Origin of the sequence: Nocardia thailandica NBRC 100428 (assembly GCF_000308795.1) — a bacterium.
In the GTDB taxonomy this organism is placed as follows: domain Bacteria; phylum Actinomycetota; class Actinomycetes; order Mycobacteriales; family Mycobacteriaceae; genus Nocardia; species Nocardia thailandica.
In genome coordinates this window covers 1-2893 of sequence record NZ_BAGK01000048.1, presented here as the reverse complement: position 1 = coordinate 2893, position 2893 = coordinate 1, and the positions used below count along the sequence as shown (strand labels likewise).

The window sequence follows — 2893 nt, the reverse complement described above, 5'->3', positions numbered from 1 at the left end:
GGAGCTCGCGGGCGGCGTCGGCGCGCCGAAGGGCGTGGCCCGCGGCGGCACCGGGGCGCCGGGCGCGGCGGGACGCCAGCCGACTTCCGGGACGGCCTCGGCACCCGGCGCGGCCCACGGGACCGGACCGCCGACCGGCGCGCCGAAGTCACCCACGTCCGCGGCCGGTTCGCCCGGCCGTCCACCTACAGGTGGGCCGAAATCGTCTGCGCGATCACGGGCGTCACCGTCGGAAACCAAGCCCGATCCTTCCCCTCGGACACGCGGATGGGGCGGTCGAAACCGACCGCCCCATCCGGCGTTGAAGCACGATCAGTACTGGAGCGAGCCGCCCCACTGCGTGGTGACACCGCCGACATTGACGGTCTGCGCGGTCTCGCCCGGCACGGGCAGTGTAGCCCGGCCCACAGCCTCGAGCGCGGCGGCACCACCCGGCTGCGCCTTGATCCAGCCCTCGACCGCCGCCTTGGCCAGGTTGGCCTGGGTGGTGTCGAGCACGGTGGAGGCGGTCAGGTCCTGGCGGCCGTCGCCACCGGTGAAGGTGGTGATGCGAATCGCGTTGGGCTCGAAGTACTCCACCGACACACCGGCGTCACCGAAACCCGACGGGGTGCGGTAGCCGATGGTGCCGACGTACCCGTCGGCGCTGTTGAAGTGGTGGGTGTTGGCGACGTAGCCCGGCAGCAGCGCGCCACCGTCGACGTTGGCGCCGATTTCCTGGTGCGGACCGGTCATCTCGACGACCGGCGCGGCAGGCGCGTTGGCCAGGCGCGGGGCCTCCCAGCTCGGGTCCTGGGCCGGCTCCTGCACGAGGGTGTCCGTGCCGGCACCCGTCCCGGTGCCGCCCGCGCCGGTGCCCGCACCGGTCCCGGCGCCGCCCGGCTGCGACGGGGTGGTCGCACCCTGGCCGGTGCCCGGCTTCTCCGGCGTGGTGGACGGCTGGGCCTGCTCGCCCGGCTTGGTCTCCCCCTCGGCGCCCGGCTTGTCCGGCGAGACCGCGGGCTGCGCGGCGCCGCTCTGACCCGGCACGGGCAGCGGGGCCTTGCGCGGGCTGGAGATGCCCGGCTGGCTCGGGGTGGTCTTGGGGGCCGACGGGTTGGTGATGCCCGGCTGGCTCGGGGTGGTCGGCGAGCCCGGCTCGGAGTTCTCCGGCGTCGTCGGCGCACCCGGCTGCGTCTGGCCGGGGGTGGTGGGCTTCTCGGTCTCCGGCTTCACGTTCTCCGGGGTCTCGGTGCCCGGCTGGGCCGGGGCCGGAGTGGCCGGGGTGGTCGGCTGGTCGCCGGGCGCCGCCCCCGCGGGCGCCGCGAGGAGAGTTGCCACTGCGGCTGCCGCGGCCAGGGGCAACGACGTGCTCGCCATCGCTCGCTGCGCCCGACTCGGCTTACGATGCTTCACTTTTCGCGCTATCCCTTCTGGCGCGCGGACGGACCGCGCGCACACTCCCTCTTCACGCTTCGGCCGTGAGTCAACCACATGAACACCGCACGGGCAACGCGCGTCACACCGGCCTGTGGACAACTCCGGCACAGTCGTGACCAGCCCCGACGGGATGACGCAGGTTTTCGGGGCAGCGCACGGCCAAACCCCGAAAACCCGTGATACGACTCACAAACCAGCGGGTAGCTTTCAGTCCAGGTCGTCGTGGCGCATCAGCAGGCGCCCGGCCTCGGTCACCGAACCGGTCAGCGACGGGTACACCGAGAAGGTCTGGGCCAGGTCGGTCACGCTCAGATTGTTCTGCACCGCAAGGGCGATCGGCAGGATGAGCTCCGAGGCGATCGGCGCGACCACGACGCCGCCGATGACGACGCCGGTCGCCGGGCGGCAGAAGATCTTCACGAAACCCCGTCGCAGGCCGGACATCTTGGCGCGCGGGTTCGTGTTCAGCGGCAGCATCACCGTGCGCGCGGGCACCTCGCCGTTGTCGATCGCGGTCTGGCTGACCCCGACCGTCGCGATCTCCGGGCGCGTGAACACCGCCGAGGCCACCGTCTTGAGCCGGATCGGGCTGACCCCCTCGCCCAGCGCGTGATACATCGCGATCCGGCCCTGCATGGCGGCCACCGAGGCCAGCGGCAGCAGGCCCGTGCAGTCGCCCGCGGCGTAGATGCCCGGCACCTGCGTGCGCGACACCCGGTCCACCCGCAGATAACCGCCGCGGTCGAGCTCGATGCCGACCCGCTCCAGCCCCAGGTCCTTCGTGTTGGGGGTCGAGCCGACGGTCATCAGCGCGTGCGAACCGCTCACCGTCCGCCCGTCGGAGAGCTTGACCACGATGCCGTCGGCGGTCCGCTCCACCGCGTCGGCGCGCGCGTGCTTGACCAGTTCCACGCCGCGCTCGGCCAGCGCCTCCTCCAGGACCAGCGCGGCGTCGGCGTCCTCGCCCGGCAGCACGCGGTCGCGGCTGGACACCAGCTTCACCCGCACGCCCATCTCGGTGTAGGCGGACACGAACTCGGCGCCGGTGACGCCGGACCCGACGACGACCAGGGTCTCCGGCAGCTCGGCGAGGTCGTAGAGCTGGCGCCAGTTCAGGATCCGCTCGCCGTCGGGCTCGGCGCCCGGCAGCACCCGGGGGCTCGCGCCCGTCGCGATCAGCACCACCTCGGCCTCGAACTCCTCGGTGCTGCCGTCGGCCAGCGTCGCGCGCAGCCGGTGCGCGGCCAGCCCGCCCGCCCGATCGATCAGCTCACCGCGCCCCGCCAGCAGCCGCACACCCGCGGCCTGCAACTTCGCCCGGATATCGGAGGACTGGGCGAGGGCGAGCGCCTTGACACGCGCGTTGACCTCGGGCAGATGCACCTTGGCCTGGTCGGCGTCCAGGGTGATGCCCAGATCCCGCGCCCGGCGCAGATCGGTCCGGATACCGGTGGAGGCGATGAAGGTCTTGGAC

At 73.1% G+C, this 2893-nt stretch carries 2 protein-coding genes; both read right to left on the bottom strand.

Annotated elements, in window-relative coordinates; genetic code table 11:
* Positions 1–312 precede the first annotated feature (312 nt).
* A complete protein-coding gene (locus ON36_RS05230; protein ID WP_043648311.1) occupies positions 313–1320 on the bottom strand; it encodes a hypothetical protein in 1008 nt (335 codons plus the stop codon).
* A gap of 306 nt (positions 1321–1626) precedes the next feature.
* Positions 1627–2893 (bottom strand): NAD(P)H-quinone dehydrogenase (locus tag ON36_RS05225; RefSeq protein WP_043648309.1); only part of this gene is annotated, 1267 nt, incomplete at its 5' end.